This is a genomic window from Janthinobacterium silvisoli (genome assembly GCF_014200725.1).
GTDB lineage: Bacteria > Pseudomonadota > Gammaproteobacteria > Burkholderiales > Burkholderiaceae_D > Janthinobacterium.
The window spans coordinates 11,914-29,337 of record NZ_JACHCL010000010.1; the positions used below are offsets into that span (position 1 = coordinate 11,914).

Here is a 17,424-nt window from a genome sequence, read left to right on the forward strand (position 1 = left end):
ACACTGCCAGAAAGGGCCGCATGTCCAGTCCCACCCATTTTGGCCGACGCCGCTTCGGCGGCTTGCTGGCCGCCCTAAGTATGGCTGGTACGGCTGGGATACCGGCACTGGCGGCGGCGCAGCAAAAAACTATGCCCACTCCACTCCCCCTGATCAAGCCGGCGCGGCTGCGCCAGGGCGACCTAGTCGCCATCATCGCACCGGCTGGTTTTACCGATGACGAAGCGATCGCCAAGGCGGTACAGAATATCGAATCGCTGGGCTTGCGGGCCACCCTGGGGGCGAATATCCATGCCGTGCACGGCAATTATGCGGGCACGGTGCAGCAGCGGCTAGCCGATCTGCATGCCGCCTTCCGCGATCCGCAAGTCAAGGCCGTGTGGGCCATACGCGGCGGCTCGGGATGCATTTCGCTGCTGGCGCTGATCGACTATGCCTTGATACGCAGCAACCCGAAGATATTGATCGGTTATTCCGACATCACGGCGCTGCACCTGGCCATCGCCAGCCAGACGGGCCTGGTAACGTTTCACGGCCCGGTGGCTTCCTCGACTTTTTCCGATTACACCGTGACCCAGCTGCAAAACGTGCTGATGACGCCGCAGCCGCGCTATACGATCACGATGTCTGCGGAAAATCAGCTACGCGGTGAAACGGAGCCCAATTTCGCCATCCGCACCGTGCATGGCGGCCTGGCCACGGGGCGTTTGATCGGCGGCAACCTGGCCATGGTCAGTGCGCTGGCCGGCACGCCGTATGCGGCAGACTTTCGCGAGCATATTTTGTTCCTGGAAGACGTCAACGAAGCCCCCTACCGCATCGACAGGATGCTGTGCCAGCTGGATTTGTCGGTCGGCTTCAGGCACGCGGCGGCCTTGATGCTGGGTATTTTCGAGCATTGCGAAGCGGACGAGGGCGATACCTCCCTGACCCTGAACGCTACAGTCGACCAGCATTTATTGCCCTTGTCCGTGCCTGCCGTGGCTGGTTATTCCTTCGGCCATATCCGCCATCAATTCACTTTGCCGTTGCAGATATTGGCTACCCTGGATACCGGGCGGCAAACCTTGACCTTGCTGGAAGCGGCTGTCACTTAGCGCTCCCGTGCGCGCGGCGCGGCAAGCATATTGCCGGTATGCTTGGCACATGGACATCTTCAACCGCCGCGCCAGTGCGTATATCCTCAGCCACCCGCTGGCTTTCACGCTGCAAGTGCTGAAAGCCTTCCGGGCCAACCAGGGTTTGCTGCTGGCTGGCGCCGTGGCCTATTACTCGCTGCTATCGATCGTGCCGCTGCTGATGCTGGTGGTGGTCGCGTTGTCGCATGTGATTGCGCAAGATGAATTGCTGCAAACCATAGGCCATTACCTGGAATGGCTGGTGCCCGGGCAATCGAAGGCCATCGTGGCCGAAGTCGCGCATTTCCTCGATAACCGGGGTGTGATTGGCTGGCTGCTGTTGCTGACCATGCTGTTTTTCAGTTCGCTGGCATTTACCGTGCTGGAAAACGCCATGAGCGTGATCTTCGTGCACAGGGTGGCCATACGCCGCCGGCGTTTCCTGATTTCCGCCATCTTGCCCTACTGCTACATCCTGTGCCTGGGCCTGGGTATCTTGCTGATCACCCTGGTGGCGGGCGGCTTGCAAGTGATGGGTGAGGAAAGCGTGCACTTTTTGCGCCATGACTGGGGCCTGGGGCGGCTGTCCGGCGTGCTGCTGTATCTGCTGGGGCTGGTGGGCGAAATCCTTGTGCTCAGTTCTATCTACCTGGTGATGCCGGTAGGCCGGCTGTCGATCTCGCATGCGCTGATCGGCGGCGTGACGGCAGCCCTGCTGTGGGAAATCGCGCGTCATGTGCTGGTCTGGTATTTCTCGACCTTGTCGCAAGTGAACGTGGTGTACGGTTCGATGACGACGGCCATCGTCGTGATGTTCAGCCTGGAAATCGGCGCCACCTTGCTGCTGCTGGGAGCGCAAGTGATTTCCGAGTATGAAAGAGTGGCACGCGGTGACAAGGCCAAGCCTCCAGGTGCGCTAAATACTTGATTTTAAATAGTTGTTGCGACGCACAAAAAAGCTGTGCTATAATACGTGCAGTGATTGAGATTTGCTTGCAAATAGTCTCACTATCCAGACCCCGCACGGCGACCGACAGGTGTAATGTCGATGGCGTGACAGTGTGAAGAATGGATTTTGTAATTCCGGATACGTTGGTCGATTTTACACTTGGAGTCACCATGCAGATAGCATGGGAGTCCGAAATCAGGAGGCACTTTGCAGATAGCACTGGCGTCCATGACACGATTAAAGCATTGGTAATACATTGGAACAAAGCCTGCAAATATGCAGGCTTTTTTTTCGTCCATCGTTGGCGTTTGATTGGGGTCTGACCCGCCGGGTCAGACCCCAGCTTTACAACGCCCGAGCAATCAATATCTTCTGGATATCGCTGGTGCCTTCATAAATCTGGCACACGCGCACGTCGCGGTAGATGCGTTCGACGGGGAAGTCGGACACGTAGCCATAGCCGCCGTGCACCTGGATCGCGTCGGAACAGACTTTTTCCGCCATTTCAGACGCGAACAGCTTGGCCATGGCCGCTTCTTTCAGGCAGGGCAAGCCGGCATCTTTCATCGATGCTGCGTGGCATATCAATTGCCGCGCCGCTTCGATTTGCGTGGCCATATCGGCCAGGCGGAATTGCACGGCCTGGTGTTCATAGATGGGCTTGCCGAAACTTTCACGTTCGCGTGCATAACTGAGCGCTGCTTCATACGCGGCGCGCGCCATGCCCACCGCTTGCGAAGCGATGCCGATGCGTCCGCCTTCCAGGCCAGACAAGGCGATCTTGTAGCCTTGCCCTTCTTCACCGATCAAGTTTTCCGCAGGAATGCGGCAATTTTCAAACAGGATTTGCGCCGTGTCCGATGAATGCTGGCCCATCTTCTGTTCCAGCCCTGCCACGATGTAGCCCGGCGTATTGGTCGGCACCCAGAAGGCGCTGATGCCGCGCTTGCCAGCGGCCTTGTCGGTCACGGCCATGACGATGGCCACGTCCGCATATTTGCCGCTGGTAATGAACTGCTTGGTGCCGTTGAGAACGTAGTCATCGCCATCGCGCGTGGCCGTGGTGCGCAGGGCCGAGGCGTCGCTGCCCGTGTGCGGTTCCGTCAGGCAAAACGCCCCCAGCATGGTCCCTTGCGCCAGCGGGCGCAGCCATTGTTCTTTTTGCGCCGCATTGGCGTACATCATGGCGATGCTGCATACAGGGCAATTATTGACGGAGATAATCGTCGACGTGCCCCCATCGCCAGCGGCGATTTCTTCCAGCACCAGGGCCAGCGACACGTAGTCGAGTCCGGCGCCGCCCAGCGCTTCCGGCACGGCCACGCCGAATGCGCCGAGCGCTGCCAGTTCCTGCAATTCTTCTTTCGGGAAATGATGTTCCTTGTCCCAGCGGGCGGCGTTGGGCGCCAGGCGCTCGCGCGAAAAACTGCGCAAGGCATCCTGGATCATCGCTTGTTCTTCATTCAGTATCATCGGTGCTTGTCTCTTTCTTTTTTATGTTTTGCGCCGGGTCAGCTGTTTCTCTGCTTACCAGCCGATAGGCTTGCCATCGTAGTTGCGGAACACGGCCTCTTGTGTGGGCGCCAGGCTGGCCAGGGTGGCACGAATGCCGGCAGCGCTTTCTTCAGGAGAAATATCGGCGTCACTTCCGCCCATGTCCGTGCGTACCCAGCCCGGATGGAAGGCCACGCAGCTGACGCCTTGCGGGCCATGCACGAGGGCCGTATCGATCAGCACGGAATTCAAGGCTGCCTTGCTGGCACGGTATAGCGAGCCGCGCGGACTGTTGCGTTCGGAAAGCGAACCCATGTGCGATGACAGCACGGCCAGCTTGCCCTGCGCGTTGGCGACCAGCGGCGCCAGTATGGGTAATAAACGCATGGCGGCCAGCACATTGGTGTGCATCACCGCATCGAAATCTTGCTGTGCTGGAAAACCATCGTGGCGCGGACCGTAGACGCCCGCGTTGAGGATGGCGACGTCCAGTTTTTCATCATCGAGCTTCCAGCCCATGCCGGCGCAACCTTCCACATCGATCACATCGAGCAGATGCGCTTCGGCGCCCAGCTGTTTAAGCGCTTCGCAATCGTCCGGTTTGCGGGCGGTGGCGATGACGCGCCAGCCATCGTGGCGGTACTGGCGGACGATTTCGTGGCCGATGCCGCGTGAGGCGCCGATGATCAATGCTGTAGGCATGTGCTTCTCCCTGGAATGAAATAAAAAAGCGCGCCGTCTGCAAGCTCAGTGCCGACTGCGCGCCTGTCGTGTTAAGCAGGAAGCTTATACCAGTTCGATCGCCATTGCAGTCGCTTCACCGCCGCCTATGCACAGGGCCGCCACGCCGCGCTTGCCGCCGGTCTTTTTCAGTGCGCCCAGCAAAGTGACGATGATGCGCGCGCCCGAGGCGCCGATCGGATGGCCCAGTGCGCAGGCGCCGCCATGGATGTTGATCTTGCTGTGTGGAATGTCGAGATCGTGCATGGCAGCCATCGGCACGGCGGCAAACGCTTCATTGATTTCAAACAAATCCACATTGCTGCTGCTCCAGCCCGTTTTGGCGTACAGCTTTTTCACCGCGCCGATCGGGGCCGTGGTGAACTCGTTGGGGGCTTGCGCATGGGTGGCGTGGCCATAGATTTTCGCGATCACGGTGCAGCCGAGTTTTTTGGCCGTCGATTCGCGCATCAGCACCAGCGCAGCGGCGCCGTCGTTGATTGACGAAGAAGACGCGGCGGTGATGGTGCCGTCTTTCTTGAAGGCAGGTTTGAGCGAGGGGATTTTTTCCAGGCGCGCTTTTTGCGGACCTTCATCGAGGCTGATCACCGTGTCGCCGCCGCGACCGGAGACGGTGACGGGTGCGATTTCCCATTCAAAGCTGCCATCCTTGCTGGCCGCCTGGGCGCGCTGGACTGATGCAATGGCAAACGCATCCTGCGCTTCGCGCGTAAATGCGTACTGGCTGGCGCACTCTTCGGCAAAGGTGCCCATCGAGCGGGCATTACCTTTTTCATCGCGGCTGTAGGCGTCTTCCAGGCCATCCATCATCATGTGGTCGTAAATCATGCCGTGGCCGATGCGGTAGCCGCCGCGTGCCTTGGGCACGAGGTAGGGCGCATTGGTCATCGATTCCATGCCGCCTGCCACCACTACGTCGGCGCTGCCGGCCAGCAAGGTATCGTGGGCAAACATGGTTGTCTGCATGGCCGAGCCACACATTTTCGACAGGGTCACGGCGCCGGTGGAATCCGGCAATCCAGCCTTGCGCAATGCCTGGCGGGCAGGCGCCTGGCCTTGGCCGGCCATCAGGCAATTGCCGAAATACACGTGCTCGACTGCATCAGGCGCCACGCCAGCGCGCTCGACGGCGGCGCGGATGGCAACGGCGCCCAGGTCGCTGGCCGTGACGTTGGAAAAGTCGCCCTGGAAGGCGCCCATGGGGGTGCGCGCGGCACCGACGATGACTACTGGATCTTGCATGGTGGATCTCCGTTATCTAGGGTGGCTTACTTGGTTTCCGCAAACAATTCACGGCCGATCAGCATGCGGCGGATTTCGCTGGTGCCGGCGCCGATTTCATACAGTTTGGCGTCGCGCCACAGGCGGCCGGCCGGGTACTCGTTGATGTAGCCATTGCCGCCCAGCGCCTGGATCGCTTCGCCTGCCATCCAGGTGGCTTTTTCGGCGCTGTACAGGATCGCGCCGGCCGCATCCTTGCGCAACTGGCGCACGGCTTCGGGTGTGGTGGCGCGGTCGCAAGCCTGGCCGACGGCGTAGACGTAGGCCTTGCACGCCATCATGGTCGAATACATATCGGCCAGTTTGCCCTGCATCAATTGGAATTCACCGATGGCCTGGCCGAATTGCTTGCGGTCATGCACATACGGCACTACCAGGTCCATGCACGCCTGCATGATGCCCAGCGGACCGCCAGACAATACGGTGCGCTCGAAGTCCAGGCCCGACATCAGCACATTGACGCCTTTGCCCAAGCCGCCCAGCACGTTTTCGGCTGGCACTTCGCAATCCTGGAATACCAGTTCGCCTGTGTGCGAACCGCGCATGCCCAGCTTGTCGAGTTTTTGCGCAATCGAAAAACCCTTGAAATTCTTTTCGATCAGGAACGCCGTCATGCCGCGCGGGCCCGCTTCCAGGTCATTCTTTGCGTAGACCACCAGCACGTCCGCATCGGGGCCGTTGGTGATCCACATCTTGGTGCCGTTCAAGACCCAGCGGTCGCCCTTGAAATCGGCGCGCAGTTTCATGCTGACGACGTCGGAACCGGCGTTCGGTTCCGACATGGCCAAGGCGCCTATGTGTTCGCCCGTGATCAGTTTCGGCAGGTATTTGGCTTTTTGTTCTTCGGTGCCGTTGCGCTTGATCTGGTTCACGCACAGGTTCGAATGGGCGCCATATGACAGGCCGACCGAGGCCGAGGCGCGCGAGATTTCTTCCATGGCGATGATGTGGGCCAGATAACCCATGCCGGCGCCGCCGTATTCCTCGCCGACGGTGATGCCGAGTAAGCCCATGTCGCCCATCTTGCGCCACAAATCCATGGGGAACTGGTCAGTACGGTCGATTTCAGCGGCGCGCGGTGCGATTTCAGCGGCGGCAAATTGTTGGATCGCTTCCCGCAGCGAGGCGATGTCTTCGCCGTGATCAAAGGTCAAACCTGGGAGATGGAGCATGTCGTCCTCGTCTTCGTTATAAGTATGGCAATCAAGGCTGCCGTGTCAGAAGCTAATGATACCGAGTCATGACGTTAACGTAAACGTCAAGTAAGCGTCAAATATACACCCGATCACGACTCCGGGGTTGCAGGTCTTATTTTGCCTGGACCGCGTTGCTGTCCAGACCAGCCAGCATCTGCGCGCAAGCTTCTTCGTGCGAGCTGATTTCCGCCAGCGCCATCTCGATGTCGATGCGCTGCTGTTCCAGCGTCTGGCGGTGCTGGGCCAGCACGCCGAGGAAACGGTCCATCTGCGCGCGCGTGTCCTTGGGCGTCTCATACATGTCGACCAGGCTTTTGATTTCCGACAAGGCCAGGCCCAAACGCTTGCCGCGCAGGGTCAGCTTGAGACGGGTGCGGTCGCGTGGCGTGTAGACACGGTTGCGCCCGCCCGCGCCTTCGCGCTTGGGACTGAGCAAGCCCTGGTCTTCATAAAAGCGGATGGCGCGCGCCGTGATGTCGAATTCTCGGGCCAGTTCGGTGATGGTGTAGGTCGTCATCTGTACAGGCGGTGTGGTTTGCATGGCTGGGCGTGGTGTGCAGTGAAAGGTCGGATACTGTGTGTGGTTGACGTTAACGTCAACCACATTGTAGCGCGCCTGCAGCGTGTGGCAACAAGGAAAACATGCTGAGGATGCATGCTTGCTATTGGCGAAGAGTTGCAACAAATAAATGGATTCCATGCGCTAAAAGAGGGCATAGATCGAGAGTTGGTGGCTAATATGACACCAAAAAGAATTTTCTTTGTGTCAACAGCGCATATTTTCGTTATGATAGAAGTAAATTGCAAACCCGGCAATCATGGCGCGATAACATGTTATCAAGAAACATTTCACAAGTGAAATGTTGTCATCGCCTGCATTCTAAAATGCAAATAACATGTTATTAGTGAAAAGTTTTCCATTAGGAAAGTGTATGACATACGTCTTGCACTAAACGGTGTAGGGGCGCATTATCCGATACCGTACGTTGTAGCGCCAAACCGAAGCTTTGAATCGTGTTGCAGTGCGAAAATCAAAGCTGGCCGCGAATTTGACCCGAAGCCACACAGGATAACAATAGAAAATTCGGCTCAGGTTTTTATCTGAAACCCCCGTCGGATTGTTAATTGTTAATTACTTTATTTTCAAATGTAACAATCCGTATGGTCATTCAAGAAACTGACTTTCATGTTACAACATGAAATAGTGCACCTATGAATTCTTCTAACGAACGCGAAAGCTTTAGCCAACGACTTCAGTTGGCTCTCAAAAACGCCCACTACTCCCCAGACAGCCCGACCAGATTGGCACGGGAATTCAATATCCGTTTCGACGGACGCCCGATCACCGTGCATGCCGCTAGGAAATGGTTGGTAGGTGAAGCAATTCCTACGCAAGAAAAGTTGCGCATGATTGCCCAATGGTTGGGCGTACCTGCGGAATGGTTGCGTTTTGGTGGTCCTGAAAGTGCCACGCCGAACGGCGAATCAACCGGCGGCTTGTCGCGCTTTGAGTCGGCCGATGTGAAATTAATTGCTGATTTGCAAAGATTGGATGAACATCATCGGCAAATCGCGCGTGAATTTATTCGCATGCTGGTAAGAGTTAACTACCAAAAGTAATCATTCTGGCGCTAACACGCCGTTGCCGCCCGGCTACATGCAGGCGGCGTCACCCTTGTACTTTTTTTGCGCCGGGTCATACTGGAGACATGATTTTGCCGCACAATAAGACCTCGTATGTTGCGCTGCAACCGGATTTCTTGATGATAATCCTGTAACAGTCAGCGCAGTGGCAAATACTAGCTCATAATCACATCAGAAACAGCCAGTTGTCATCCACCACGGAGCCGAGCATTTGAGCCGTCTTATGAAAAGTAACTACAGCAATACCGCGCAGCTGAAAGACTTGATGACCGTACCGCCCATGACTGCCGCGCAACATGCGGAAGTCATGCGCAAACGGATAGCCCACCGCAGGATGGTTGAAGAAGCCAGGGATTTAAAGCAGGCAGCTGCAGTTCAATTCGAAAAGCGTTGAACCGCTAGCACTAAAGAGCAGTACCGCCGTCGCTGGCGCTGGACTTCAGTCCATTCCAGCGCGGCGCCAGACCATGTTCGATGCCGAACAGGTCGATAACACGCGCCACAGTATGGTCAACCATTTCCGCTATGCTCTGCGGATGGTGGTAAAAACTGGGAAGCGGCGGGAAGATGATGCCGCCCATTTCGGTGACGGCCGTCATATTGCGCAAGTGCGCCAGGTTGAACGGCGTTTCGCGCACCATCAATACCAGCCGGCGGCGCTCCTTGAGCACCACGTCGGCGGCCCGTGTGATCAGATTATCCGACAAGCCATGGGCCACGGCCGCCAGGGTTTTCATCGAACATGGTGCGATCACCATGCCATCCGACTGGAACGAGCCGCTGGCGATCGCCGCGCCGATATCGCGCAGCTTGTGCACCACGTGCGCCAGCGCTTCGACTTCCTTGCGGGCCATGCCCGTTTCCTGGTGCAGGGTCAATACAGCCGCGTCTGACAAGACGAGGTGCGTCTCGACGCCGGGGATGGCGCCTAGCAATTGTAGCAACCGTAAGCCATACACGGCGCCGGTGGCGCCCGTGATGGCAATAACGATACGGCGCGGCTGTTGGCTATCAGGCATTCAACAGGGATTTCAGTTCGCCCGACTCAAACATTTCATTCATGATGTCGGAACCACCGATGAACTCGCCTTTGACATACAGTTGTGGAATGGTAGGCCAGTTCGAGTAATCCTTGATGCCCTGGCGAACTTCCGGGTCATCCAGCACGTTAACGGTAGCGATGTTTTCAACGCCGCATGCTTTCAGGATCTGGATGGCGCGGCCCGAAAAGCCGCATTGTGGAAATTGGGCCGTGCCCTTCATGAACAGCACGACGGGCGTGTTCGTCACGGTTTCTTTGATCCAGGTTTGTACGTCGCTCATAGCTGCCTCTGATGGGGAAATAAATAAGATGGCGTCATTTTATAAGAAAACGACGCCATGAGTATGGGCCGGGCCCACAAATGGGGAAAGCAGGCCACGTTGCCGGTGCTATAAAACTTTACCCAAACAAATAGATTGCGCGGCGCCCACATATTTGCCATAAGCAAGTATGTCGGCGTAGCCGTGCTTGCGGTAAAAGACCATCGCCCGGGCATTGACCACGCGGGTCGCCAGCCAGAGGTGGACATAACCATGGTGGCGCGCCTGGGTTTCCACATGGGCCAGCAAGGCCGCGCCCACGCCAGCCTGGCCGGGGCGCGCATACATACGCTTGAGTTCGCCGATGGTGCTGTTGCCATCGCCGCCCAAGGGCCGCAAGGCCGCGCAGCCCAGCAGGTCTCCATCGCTATTGCTGGCGATAAAAAAACCACCGCGTCCGCCCCGTGTCTCTTCTGCATCGAACGAGGAGCGGCCGCTGTCGCCATTGATGCTCAGCAAGGCGTCCGACAGGTCATCCAGCAACTGCTCCGCCTCGACGCTACCGGCATCCACCGCCGTGATGATCACTTGCTGAGCAATGGCCATGGCTTAACCACGCAGTTTGGCGAAGGCGGCGGCCATGCTGCCGGCCGGTTCGGGCGCATTGCGCGATTGCGACTGGTGCTGGGCCATGCTGCGGCGGTCGTTGCGGTCGCCACGCTGTTCCGGTTTGCTGCCCGCTTGCGGCGCGCTATCGGTCAGGCGCATGGTCAGCGCGATACGCTTGCGCTTTTCATCGACTTCCAGCACTTTCACGCGCACCACCTGGCCCGCTTTGACCACCGTGTGCGGATCTTTCACAAAGTTGCTCGACAGGGCCGAAATATGTACCAGGCCATCCTGGTGCACGCCGATATCGACAAAAGCGCCAAACGCAGCCACGTTGGTGACCACGCCTTCGAGGATCATGTCTGGACGCAAGTCGCGGATTTCTTCCACGCCTTCCTTGAAGGTGGCGGTGGTAAATTCCGGACGCGGATCGCGCCCCGGTTTTTCCAGTTCCTTCAAGATGTCGGAAATGGTTGGCACGCCGAATGTCTCGTCCGCATACTTGGCCGGGCTCAGGGTTTTCAGCAGCGCCGTTTCACCGATGACAGCCTTGATATCTTTCTTGATGTCGGCCAGGATTTTTTCCACTAGCGGATACGATTCCGGGTGAACCGCCGAGGCGTCCAGCGGATTTTCACCGCCCATCACGCGCAGGAAGCCGGCCGCCTGTTCAAACGTTTTATCACCCAGGCGCGGCACGGCTTTCAGGGACGCCCGTGAAGTGAACGCACCCTTCATGTCGCGGTAAGTAACGATGCTTTGCGCCACGCTGGCCGAAAGGCCGGACACGCGCGCCAGCAGCGGCGCCGACGCTGTATTCACATCCACGCCCACGGCGTTCACGCAATCTTCTACCACCGCATCGAGCGAACGTGCCAGCTGGCTTTGGCTCACATCATGCTGGTACTGGCCCACGCCGATCGATTTCGGATCGATTTTTACCAGTTCGGCCAGCGGATCTTGCAGGCGGCGTGCGATCGACACGGCGCCGCGCAGGGACACATCCATATCCGGCAATTCTTTCGAGGCGAACTCGGACGCCGAGTACACCGACGCGCCCGCTTCCGAGACGACAATTTTCGTCATCTTCGCTTCCGGGTGCTGCTTGATCAAATCCTGCGCCAGCTTGTCGGTTTCGCGCGAGGCGGTGCCGTTGCCGATGGAAATCAGGGAAACATTGTGCTTGGCAGCCAGGCGGCCCAGGGTATGCAGCGAACCATCCCAGTCATTTTTCGGCTGGTGCGGATAAATCACGGCCGTGTCGACCACTTTACCGGTGGCGTCGACTACGGCAACCTTGACGCCCGTGCGCAGGCCGGGGTCCAGGCCCATGGTGGCGCGCTGGCCTGCTGGCGCTGCCAGCAGCAGTGCTTTCAGGTTGGTGGCGAAGACATTGATGGCGTCCAGCTCCGAGCGTTCGCGCAGCGCGCCCATCAATTCTGTTTCCAGATGCATGAAGCTTTTTACGCGCCAGGTCCAGCGGGCCGTGTCAGCCAGCCATTTATCGGCCGGGCGGCCCAGTTGCTTGATGCCGAAACGGGCGGCGATGCGGCCTTCGCACGGGTTGTGCGGCGCATCCCACTTCGGCTTTTCCGCTTCCGTATCCAGGCGCAGGGTCACGTCGAGGATGCCTTCGCGGCGGCCGCGCAGCAGCGCCAAAGCGCGATGCGATGGCACGGTCGAAATGGTTTCCGAGTAATCGAAATAATCGGCGAATTTTTCGCCTTCATCCTGCTTGCCTTCCACCACTTTCGATTCGACCACGCCGTGTTCCTGCACGTAGACGCGCAAGGTTTGCAGCAGGGTCGCGTCTTCGGCAAAACGCTCCATCAGGATCTGGCGTGCGCCGTCCAGCGCCGCCTTGGTGTCGGCTACGCCAGGATTGTTGCCGTCGGCACTAGTAAACGCTTCGCGCAGGAATTTGCCCGCTTCCATTTCCGGCGTCAGTTCCGGGTTCTCCAGCAAGCCGTCGGCCAGCGGCATCAAGCCTGCTTCGATGGCGATTTGCGCCTTGGTGCGGCGTTTCTGTTTGTACGGCAAGTACAAATCTTCCAGGCGCGTCTTGTCTTCTGCATGCATGACGGCATCTAACAGCTCTGGCGTCATCTTGTTCTGTTCGGTGATCGAGGCCACGATGGCGGCGCGCCGCTCTTCCAGTTCGCGCAGGTAGCGCAGGCGTTCTTCGAGCAGGCGCAACTGGATATCGTCGAGGCCGCCGGTCGCTTCCTTGCGGTAACGGGCGATAAAGGGCACGGTTGCGCCTTCATCGAGCAGTTCGATGGCGGCGGCAACCTGCACCGGTTTGGCGGCAAGTTCAAGGGCAAGACGTTGTTCGATAGTGGGCAGCATGGTTGTTTCCAAAGCGATCAAGCCTGGAATGATACGCAATCGGCGCGATTGCGCAATCTTGACAGTGCAAATGGACTGTGCGTTACCGCCGTGGCCATCGGCTATCGGAAGAATTGCCAAAAAGCTTGATTTATTTCCTGAATGAATCATTTTTATGGCAGTGGCCAGACAGGGCGAGGCGCATGGCATATGCCGATACCGCCGTTTTTATGCCAATTTTGGCCCTGACATGGCGGAAGTGTGGCATTAAATACTTATTTTTTAAGCATCGCACAGGAAAACTGCCTAAACAGTGTGTGCGAATCAAGCCAGCGGCGCGTGTATGGCGGATAATATCGCCTGTTGCCGATTTGGATACGACCTTTACACACTCATGCGCCCCATGGATTTTACCCGCGACGAAACCAGTGAAACCCCAGTTGCCCCGGCCGCGCCGGGAGCGCCTTTGCCGTACGCCATCGCCACCTGGCTGCAACGGGTGGAGGCGGCCGCGCATCCGAAGGCTGTGCTCAATGTGGTCGAGCCCGACGCCAAGCTGAACCAGCATCGCTTGATTTATGTGCTGGCGCCCACCAGCGGAGGCCGCCATGTGGCGCTGTGCCTGTACAAGGCGCGGCTGCGGCCGAATGGCGATGTGGCGGCGGCCAGTCCCATCAGCGAAATTTTCTCCTTGCTGTCGGCGCCGCCCTCCTTTCTGACACCGGCCGATGAAGACCTGGTGCGTTTCTTCGTTGCCATGCGCAGCGGACAGAATTCGCAGACGGGTAGCGCCACGGAGCCGAAAGGCAAGGTCGGTGCGGCCCTGCTGAAAATGCTGGCCGAACAAGACAAGCTGTTGTGGGCCAATTCCTGGGCCGATGTGGGCAATGGCCTCGTGTATCCGCTGAAGGAAGGTCCGGTCCGTCCGGCGCGGCTGTTCTGGCGCGACGAGGGCAAGACCATGCGCCTGGGCTGGCAAGTTGACCCGCCGGAAGGCGTGAAACACCATGGCGCCGACCAGATCGACTACATGCTGCCGACCGATCCGCCGTGGTATATCGATAACCTGTCGTGCGGCGTCCTGGAATTGAACCAGGGCGGTTCCGAAATTTCGCTGGCCGACCTGCAGGCGCTGGTGGCGCAGGCGCCGCCGCTGAACGCGAACGACAAGGTGCGCGTATCGCAATTGCTGCTGGCGCAAGGCTTGCAGCATTTGATGCCGCTGCCGCAACCGTTGCCGCAACGCTTGCGCAAGGATGTGCCCGCGCAACCGGTACTGCTGCTCGATAGCGCCATGCTGGCCGACGGCAGTTTGCAGCGCTGGCATGACTTTGCCGTGCTGTCCTACGACTACGATGGCGAGCGCGTCTCGTTCGACCCGGCCCAGCGCGTGGTGCGCCAGATCGGCGATGTGACAGAAATTATCCAGCGCAATACGGCCGACGAGGCGCGCGCGTTGGCGACCCTGGCGGGCCTGCAATTCAAGAAGCCCGGCTCGGCCCCGCTGAGCGGCTTGAAGGGCGCCCTGCTGCTGCCCAGCCAGGCGGAATGGCTGCGCTTTGCCGAGGCCGGCATTGAACAGTTGCAAGCGCAGGGCTGGATCGTCGAAAAAACGGCCAAGTACCGTTATGACGTGAGCGAAGTCGATGACTGGTATGCCGAGATCGACGACCAGGACCCGGACAGTGGCAATGCCTGGTTTGAGCTGGAACTGGGCATCGTGGTCGACCATGAGCGCGTGCCACTGCTGCCGGTGCTGGTGCAACTGATACGCAATGCGCCCAATGATTTCAATCCGAAAACCATCGAAGCGCATGGCGAAGACGACCAAATGCTGGCCACCTTGCCCGGTGGCACCCGCGTCGCCTTGCCATGGGGAAGAGTGCGGCCGATTTTAAATACCCTGGGCGAGCTATATTTCAGCGACAAGATCAAGCATGCCGTGCGCATGTCGACGCTCGATGCGGCGCGCCTGGAAGAGCTGGCGCGCGGCCTGGAAATGCAGTGGACGGGTGGCGAACAATTGCGCGCCATGGGCCGCAAGCTGAGCCAGTTCGGTTCCGTGCAAAAAGTGCCGGCGCCCGCCGGCTTGCAGGCGACTTTGCGCGATTACCAGGCCGATGGGCTGGCGTGGATGCAATTCCTGCGCGACCACGACCTGGCGGGGATTTTGGCCGATGATATGGGTCTCGGCAAGACCGTGCAAACGCTGGCGCATATATTGGTGGAGAAAGAAGCGGGACGGCTGACGCATCCGGCGCTGGTGATCGCGCCGACCAGTTTGATGGGCAACTGGCAGGATGAAGCGGCCAAGTTCGCGCCTTCCCTGAAGGTATTGCTGCTGCAAGGCAAGGACCGCGCCCAGCAGTTCGACCAGATAGACTCGTGCGACCTGGTGCTGACGACGTATGCCTTGTTGCCGCGCGACGAGGAAATCCTGCGCGAACACGATTTCCACCTGGTGATTCTCGACGAATCGCATTACATCAAGAATACCCGCAGCAAGGCGGCGCAAAGCGCGGGCCTGCTGCGCGCGCGCCACCGTCTGTGCCTGTCCGGCACGCCGCTGGAAAATCACCTGGGCGAATTGTGGTCGCAATTCCACTTCCTGCTGCCGGGCTTGCTGGGCGATGAAAAGACGTTCAACACGCAATTCCGCCATCCGATCGAGCGTCAGGACGATCCGTTGCGCCGCATGCTGTTGAACCGACGCATCAAGCCTTTCCTGTTGCGCCGTACCAAGGACAACGTGGCCAAGGAATTGCCGCCGAAAACGGAAATGGTACGCAAGGTGGAATTGACGGGGCCGCAGCGCGACCTGTACGAGACCGTGCGCTTGGCGATGGACCAGAAAGTGCGCGAGGAAATCGACAAGAAGGGCGTGGCGCGCAGCCAGATTGTGATCCTGGAAGCGTTGCTGAAATTGCGCCAGGTCTGCTGCGACCCGCGCCTGGTGAAATCCTTGCCGGCGAAAAAGCAGTCGGCCGGTTCGGCCAAGCTGCTCGATCTGATGCAGATGGTGGAAGACTTGCTTGATGAAGGCCGCAAGATCCTGGTGTTCTCGCAATTTACCAGCATGCTGGAATTGATCGAGGAAGAACTGGAATCGCGCGACATCCCGTATGCCTTGCTGACGGGGGAAACCAAAGACCGCAGCGCGCAAGTGGCAGCCTTCCAGCAGGGCGCCGTACCAATCTTCTTGATCAGCCTCAAGGCCGGTGGCGTGGGCTTGAACCTGACGGCGGCTGACACGGTCATCCATTATGACCCGTGGTGGAATCCGGCCGCGGAAAACCAGGCGACTGACCGCGCCTGGCGTATTGGTCAGGACAAGCCCGTGTTTGTGTATAAACTGATCGCCAAGGGCACCCTGGAAGAAAAAATCCAGCTGCTGCAGCAAAAGAAAGCGGAATTGGCCCAATCGATCCTGGTCGAAGGCGAATCGCAAAAAATGGCCCTGACGCAGGAAGACTTGCAGCAAATTTTTGCACCGCTGGAAGATTAAACGCTGCGCAGCGCTCTATACTTGGCATTTCAATCTTGCCAGGTCTACAGCATGCTGCCTTTTCTTTTATTGCTGCTCGCCGGCGTCATCCTGATGGCGCTGCGTTTCGTGCAATTGCGCCGCGCCTTGTTGCGTGCGCGGGCTGGCGAGGCCATGTTTCGCCAACTGGCTGAGCACAGCCTCGATGCGCTCTGGCTGCTGGACTGCGCCACCCTGGAGCTGCGTTATGTGAGCCCGGCCGCGCAGCGCCTGAGCGGGCATGACTTGCCGGCGCTGCAGGAACACGCGGTGCGCCTGGCGGCGGACGTGCCAGTCCGCTTGCAGCGCTGGCGCGATGGCGATACCAGCCGTTTGAGCTTGCTGCGCGAAGTGGAACTGCCGCATCGCGATGGCCAGATGCTGGCGCTGGAAGTGACCTCGACACTCGTGCTCGATGCGGCCGGCCAGCCCATCTCGCTGGTGGGCGTGGCGCGCGACGTGACGCAGGCCCAGGCACAGGAGGCCGAGCACGAGCAACAGCAGAAGCGCTTTGCATCGATGCTGTCGCATGAATTCCGCACGCCGCTGGCCACCATCGATGGCGCCATCCAGCGTTTGGTGGCGACGGCTGGTGCGGCTGGCGTTGATGAGGGCACCCGCAAGCGTTACGTGAAGATCCAGACGGCCGTGGACCGCTTGCTGGCCATGATCAACGATTATCTGTCGCCCGAGCGCATGGCCGCCATTGGCCGTGAAAAAACGGCGAACGGCATCGCGCCGCTGGCCTTGCTGCAACAGGCGGCCGCTACCGTGCCGGCTAGCCATCCGGTACAGCTGCAGCTCGATGAAGACTTGCCGCCGCACTTGCGCTGCGATGTGCAAGGCATGGCGCTATGTTTAAAGATCTTGCTGGACAACGCCGTCAAGTTCAGTCCGGCTGGTAGTCCGATTGTGCTGGAAGGGCGGCTGGCGCCTGAAGGTGGCGTGGCCTTGTCCGTCAGCGACCAGGGACCTGGCGTGCTTGACGATGAGATGGGCCGCGTGTTTGAAAAAGGGTTCCGTGGTATCCATGCGGGTAGTCATGCGGGCGCGGGCCTGGGCTTGTACATGGCGCGCGCCGTGGTCGAGGTGCATGGCGGCAGTTTACAGCTCCGTAATCGCCCTGACGGGGGCGCGATTTTCCGGATTTGGCTGCCGATACCTGTTGATACGGGGAAAAGCCTTGCTTCAGCTGTAGTCAGCCATGATAATTCCTTGACGTAAACCTATTAGGCCGTC

14 protein-coding genes are annotated in these 17,424 nt (G+C 59.0%); 5 read left to right on the forward strand and 9 right to left on the reverse strand.

Annotated features, from left to right (window positions below; translation table 11 throughout):
* Positions 1-20 precede the first annotated feature (20 nt).
* On the forward strand, positions 21-1,097 hold the full coding sequence (locus HDE75_RS25300) for a S66 peptidase family protein (RefSeq protein ID WP_183682470.1): 1,077 nt from the start codon (positions 21-23) through the stop codon (positions 1,095-1,097).
* Positions 1,098-1,146: 49 nt separating this feature from the next.
* Complete coding sequence (locus HDE75_RS25305; RefSeq protein WP_183682472.1) at positions 1,147-2,046, forward strand: YihY/virulence factor BrkB family protein; 900 nt, start codon at positions 1,147-1,149, stop codon at positions 2,044-2,046.
* A gap of 366 nt (positions 2,047-2,412) precedes the next feature.
* Here HDE75_RS25305 and HDE75_RS25310 read toward each other — a convergent pair whose 3' ends face one another.
* The 5 genes from HDE75_RS25310 to HDE75_RS25330 all read right to left on the reverse strand — a co-directional run bounded on the left by HDE75_RS25310 (position 2,413) and on the right by HDE75_RS25330 (position 7,296).
* Entirely contained in the window at positions 2,413-3,540 is a 1,128-nt protein-coding gene (locus HDE75_RS25310; protein ID WP_183682475.1) for an acyl-CoA dehydrogenase family protein, read from the reverse strand.
* 54 nt (positions 3,541-3,594) lie between these two features.
* Entirely contained in the window at positions 3,595-4,263 is a 669-nt protein-coding gene (locus tag HDE75_RS25315) for an SDR family oxidoreductase (RefSeq protein ID WP_183682478.1), read from the reverse strand.
* A gap of 84 nt (positions 4,264-4,347) precedes the next feature.
* Positions 4,348-5,544 carry an acetyl-CoA C-acyltransferase gene (locus tag HDE75_RS25320; protein WP_183682481.1) on the reverse strand — a complete coding sequence of 399 codons (1,197 nt, stop codon included), beginning with the start codon at positions 5,542-5,544 and terminating at the stop codon, positions 4,348-4,350.
* A 26-nt stretch (positions 5,545-5,570) separates the two neighbouring features.
* Positions 5,571-6,755: an isovaleryl-CoA dehydrogenase gene (locus HDE75_RS25325; RefSeq protein ID WP_183682484.1), complete on the reverse strand. Its 1,185-nt coding sequence runs from the start codon at positions 6,753-6,755 to the stop codon at positions 5,571-5,573.
* A gap of 136 nt (positions 6,756-6,891) precedes the next feature.
* Entirely contained in the window at positions 6,892-7,296 is a 405-nt protein-coding gene (locus HDE75_RS25330; protein ID WP_183682702.1) for a MerR family transcriptional regulator, read from the reverse strand.
* Between the two features lie 695 nt (positions 7,297-7,991).
* Between HDE75_RS25330 and HDE75_RS25335 the strand changes: the two genes are divergently transcribed.
* A complete protein-coding gene (locus HDE75_RS25335; RefSeq protein WP_183682488.1) occupies positions 7,992-8,399 on the forward strand; it encodes a hypothetical protein in 408 nt (135 codons plus the stop codon).
* A gap of 428 nt (positions 8,400-8,827) precedes the next feature.
* On the opposite strand, the gene HDE75_RS25340 is transcribed toward HDE75_RS25335, so the two are convergent.
* The 4 genes from HDE75_RS25340 to HDE75_RS25355 all read right to left on the reverse strand — a co-directional run bounded on the left by HDE75_RS25340 (position 8,828) and on the right by HDE75_RS25355 (position 12,683).
* Positions 8,828-9,442 (reverse strand): UbiX family flavin prenyltransferase, encoded by a 615-nt coding sequence (locus tag HDE75_RS25340; protein ID WP_183682491.1) that lies wholly within the window; start codon positions 9,440-9,442, stop codon positions 8,828-8,830.
* Positions 9,435-9,746 (reverse strand): Grx4 family monothiol glutaredoxin, encoded by a 312-nt coding sequence (gene grxD, locus HDE75_RS25345; RefSeq protein ID WP_183682494.1) that lies wholly within the window; start codon positions 9,744-9,746, stop codon positions 9,435-9,437. Before grxD ends, HDE75_RS25340 begins: the two co-directional genes overlap by 8 nt.
* A gap of 108 nt (positions 9,747-9,854) precedes the next feature.
* Positions 9,855-10,331 carry a GNAT family N-acetyltransferase gene (locus HDE75_RS25350; RefSeq protein ID WP_183682497.1) on the reverse strand — a complete coding sequence of 159 codons (477 nt, stop codon included), beginning with the start codon at positions 10,329-10,331 and terminating at the stop codon, positions 9,855-9,857.
* A 3-nt stretch (positions 10,332-10,334) separates the two neighbouring features.
* Complete coding sequence (locus HDE75_RS25355; protein WP_183682500.1) at positions 10,335-12,683, reverse strand: Tex family protein; 2,349 nt, start codon at positions 12,681-12,683, stop codon at positions 10,335-10,337.
* 382 nt (positions 12,684-13,065) lie between these two features.
* Here HDE75_RS25355 and HDE75_RS25360 point away from each other — a divergent pair, with 382 nt between their 5' ends.
* Together HDE75_RS25360 and HDE75_RS25365 are read left to right on the forward strand one after the other, a co-directional pair.
* A complete protein-coding gene (locus HDE75_RS25360; protein WP_183682502.1) occupies positions 13,066-16,167 on the forward strand; it encodes a DEAD/DEAH box helicase in 3,102 nt (1,033 codons plus the stop codon).
* Between the two features lie 51 nt (positions 16,168-16,218).
* Positions 16,219-17,409 (forward strand): PAS domain-containing sensor histidine kinase, encoded by a 1,191-nt coding sequence (locus tag HDE75_RS25365; protein WP_183682505.1) that lies wholly within the window; start codon positions 16,219-16,221, stop codon positions 17,407-17,409.
* The last annotated feature ends 15 nt before the right edge of the window (positions 17,410-17,424 follow it).

Coding starts and splice junctions, on each gene's coding strand:
- HDE75_RS25360 (WP_183682502.1), top strand. CDS start 13,066: ATGGATTTTACCCGCGACGAAACCAGTGAAACCCCAGTTGCCCCGGCC.
- HDE75_RS25335 (WP_183682488.1), top strand. CDS start 7,992: ATGAATTCTTCTAACGAACGCGAAAGCTTTAGCCAACGACTTCAGTTG.
- grxD (WP_183682494.1), bottom strand. CDS start 9,746: ATGAGCGACGTACAAACCTGGATCAAAGAAACCGTGACGAACACGCCC.
- HDE75_RS25340 (WP_183682491.1), bottom strand. CDS start 9,442: ATGCCTGATAGCCAACAGCCGCGCCGTATCGTTATTGCCATCACGGGC.
- HDE75_RS25365 (WP_183682505.1), top strand. CDS start 16,219: ATGCTGCCTTTTCTTTTATTGCTGCTCGCCGGCGTCATCCTGATGGCG.
- HDE75_RS25325 (WP_183682484.1), bottom strand. CDS start 6,755: ATGCTCCATCTCCCAGGTTTGACCTTTGATCACGGCGAAGACATCGCC.
- HDE75_RS25320 (WP_183682481.1), bottom strand. CDS start 5,544: ATGCAAGATCCAGTAGTCATCGTCGGTGCCGCGCGCACCCCCATGGGC.
- HDE75_RS25315 (WP_183682478.1), bottom strand. CDS start 4,263: ATGCCTACAGCATTGATCATCGGCGCCTCACGCGGCATCGGCCACGAA.
- HDE75_RS25305 (WP_183682472.1), top strand. CDS start 1,147: ATGGACATCTTCAACCGCCGCGCCAGTGCGTATATCCTCAGCCACCCG.
- HDE75_RS25300 (WP_183682470.1), top strand. CDS start 21: ATGTCCAGTCCCACCCATTTTGGCCGACGCCGCTTCGGCGGCTTGCTG.
- HDE75_RS25350 (WP_183682497.1), bottom strand. CDS start 10,331: ATGGCCATTGCTCAGCAAGTGATCATCACGGCGGTGGATGCCGGTAGC.
- HDE75_RS25310 (WP_183682475.1), bottom strand. CDS start 3,540: ATGATACTGAATGAAGAACAAGCGATGATCCAGGATGCCTTGCGCAGT.
- HDE75_RS25355 (WP_183682500.1), bottom strand. CDS start 12,683: ATGCTGCCCACTATCGAACAACGTCTTGCCCTTGAACTTGCCGCCAAA.
- HDE75_RS25330 (WP_183682702.1), bottom strand. CDS start 7,296: ATGACGACCTACACCATCACCGAACTGGCCCGAGAATTCGACATCACG.